The organism is Gemmatimonadaceae bacterium (genome assembly GCA_035633115.1).
Classification (GTDB): Bacteria; Gemmatimonadota; Gemmatimonadetes; order Gemmatimonadales; family Gemmatimonadaceae; genus UBA4720.
Genome location: DASQFN010000113.1, coordinates 1 through 2030, shown reverse-complemented (window position 1 = coordinate 2030; position 2030 = coordinate 1). Strand labels below are relative to the sequence as shown.

The following is a 2030-nucleotide window of genomic DNA, read 5'->3' as shown; positions in this document are numbered from 1 at the left end:
CCATCGGGAGCGAAAGCACTTTTGTCGGCAAAAGGGAGCGGGAATAGTTCCCTACGCGGACCTAGATCAGGATCAAAGGGTAGATCGGGCTTAGCCGGAGGTTGGTAATTAGGGTCTTCGTTCGTCTGATTAGAAAGAGATTTACAGCCGAGTAGAGGCGACGCGAAGAGCGCGAGCAAGGCGAAAAGAAGCAGGTGTTTGCGGCATAACACAGAGCCGCGCAGCCGTCCGGGATATTTCTCTCTCATTTCTAGCCTCCTTCGTACAGCAGAGGGCGTATGTTCATGTTGATGGGTTTCGACGTTGTTAACATCGGGGACAGACAGTGTGGTGGTTAATCCGCCTCCAAAGTTCTGACCTGCATGAGCGTGGCCGTCAACGTCTCCCTCGACGCGCGGCAGGGAAGCACAACGCCGGCGCAGGCGCCGGACGATCCGCTCCCGCTCGAAGGCGATGATCTCAATGCTTCTCCTGATCATGGAAGGTGCGCCCTCATTGTTTCTTCTGAAGTAGCCGTTGAAGGTTCTCCTGGATGGCGGAGTTGTTCGGGTTGAGCTTGAGCGCGGTCCTATATTCGGCCTCGGCCTCTTTGAGCCTGCTCTGGATTTCCAGGAGGTAACCCAGACTTTTGCAGCGGCCCAGTTCGGGTCGAGCTTGACGGCCTCGCGGTAGGCGGCCTCCGGCTCCACCAACTTCTTCTGCTTAGAGAGGGAGTTGCCGAAGTTATTGTGGTATTCAGGCACGCTCGGGTCGAGACCGTTGGCCTTCCTGTACGCGGCCTCAGCCTCCGCGTTCTTGCCCTGTTCGAGCAGAGGCCGCGAGGTGGTAGTGGTATTCAGCCATGTTGGGGGCGGGCTTGACGGCTTGATTCTTCTAAGAATGGCGCTCGGTCCCCTCAAAACACTTTTCGACGGTCGGCGCGAAGGGTATAATCCGCCGCCAGAAGCTCCTTTCCTTGGGTTGTTCTTTTCGGGCCGGGACTCTACCGGCGGGCGCCTGGTGAGTCCCAAAAAAAAAGTGAAATAAATCGAAAACAAAACTGCTTTTCTGGAATGCTTATGGCGGTGCGGTCTAGTTACAGCTACGCGATGGGTGAGTGGCTGCTGGAGCCAGATACAAAGCGGCTCAGCCGCGCGGGCCAACGGGTTCACCTCGCCAACCGCCCGTTCCAGGTTCTCGTTTACCTCGTCGAGAACCGTGACCCGCGTGGTAACGCGCAACGAACTGCTCGAACACTTCTGGGAGGGCCGAGACGTTTACGACGCGACGCTGACGCAGTGCGTTGTCGCGATCCGTCGGGCTCTGGACGACCACCACGGCGATACGCGCTTCATCGAGACGCGCTGGGCGGGCGGCTACCGCTACATCGGCCCCGTGGAACAACAGGCCGTCGGGGGCGGGCCGTCCGTCGTCGAGGTGGAAAGGACGCGCGGCGTCAAGATCGTCGTCGAGCAAGAGTTTCAGGACGCTCCGCCGCCGGGTGCGGCGCTCGACGCGGTAACGATGCCCGCCCGGGCCGACGCCGCGCCGACATCACCAACCGGCGACGCCGGCTCACGCATCGCGGTGATAAGCCTGCCTGCAAGGAGATCATCCCGAAAAACGTCGGCCGTGGTTCTTGCGGTGGCCGTCGTTGCGTTCGCCGCGGCCGCCCTGCTCGCCTACCGCGGTCCGGCGCGCCGTGCGGATTTTGAAACCGGCTCGTCGCCACCGCGCTCGATCGCGGTGCTACCATTCAGGAACCTGACGGGCGACCCCGCTCAGGAGTACTTCAGCGACGGCCTGACCGAGAGCTTCATCACCGACTTTCAAAAATTGAGAGCCTGAAGGTCATCTCGCGCAGCTCGGCGTTCGCCTTCAAAGGAAGGGAGGCGGACCCGCGCGCTGTGGGCGAAAAGCTCGGCGTGGTGGCGGTGTTGGAGGGAAGCGTGCGCCGCAGCGGCGACACCGTTCGGATCGACGTCAGGCTCGTGAGCGCGGAGGATGGCCACGTCATCTGGGTTGGCGACACCTACGACCGCGCCCTGAAG

The 2030-nt window shown here is 61.2% G+C and carries 2 protein-coding genes; one reads left to right on the top strand and one right to left on the bottom strand.

The genetic code is table 11. The features are described 5' to 3' along the window. A partial coding sequence (locus tag VES88_16550) for a hypothetical protein (GenBank protein HYN83092.1) occupies positions 1-899 on the bottom strand: 899 nt, incomplete at its 3' end. Between the two features lie 298 nt (positions 900-1197). Here VES88_16550 and VES88_16545 point away from each other — a divergent pair. Continuing rightward, the gene (locus VES88_16545; protein ID HYN83091.1) at positions 1198-1827 is read left to right on the top strand and encodes a winged helix-turn-helix domain-containing protein; all 630 of its coding nucleotides are present in this window, start codon (positions 1198-1200) and stop codon (positions 1825-1827) included. The last annotated feature ends 203 nt before the right edge of the window (positions 1828-2030 follow it).